At 68.9% G+C, this 570-nt stretch carries 1 protein-coding gene; it reads right to left on the bottom strand.

Going from position 1 to position 570, the window contains the following annotated elements; genetic code table 11:
- The coding region (locus OC490_RS49130) for a hypothetical protein (RefSeq protein ID WP_262064566.1) at positions 1 to 570 on the bottom strand (570 nt) is incomplete at both ends.

The raw sequence follows: 570 nt of genomic DNA, 5'->3' as shown, positions 1-570 counted from the left end.
CGACATGCTTGTCCGCGTCCCGCGTGTCGAAACGCCCCTGCCGCAACGACTCCCGCGCCTCGGACAACGTCAACTGCACGTCGACGGTGTGATCGCGCCCATCCACCCGGACGGTGACGCGATACCCGCCGTTCGAGCGCAGATACGGCAGTTGGAGCGCGAGGCTCTCCCGGCTCAACACGTCCCGCACCTGCTCACGCACCGACTCGGGCACATCATCGGAATACCCGAGCGCCTCGTAGACCTGACCGCGCAGCCCCTCGATCACCTCGTCGGAGAACGGCTCCGCATAGACCAGCCCGACCGTGCCGTCCGGGAGCGAGCCGTAGGACGTCACGTAGGTCGACGAGAGTTGGCCGGGCGCGGACGGCGGGACGGTCGGGGCGTTGGAGGTGGGCCAGGTGAGGGTGCCGTCCGCCGGGATGGGGGTCGTGTCGGGGTCCTGGACGGGGCCTCCCTCAAACTCACCTGTGTGGTCGTGGAGTTGAGGGCCGGCCGCAGTGACGTTCTCGATCGTGCGGAGGTAGCGGCGGGGAATGTGCACCGGGGCCTGGGTGTCGGCCATCAGAC

Source organism: Streptomyces sp. STR69 (assembly GCF_024519455.1).
GTDB lineage: Bacteria > Actinomycetota > Actinomycetes > Streptomycetales > Streptomycetaceae > Streptomyces.
This window is presented reverse-complemented; position numbering and strand designations above follow the sequence as displayed.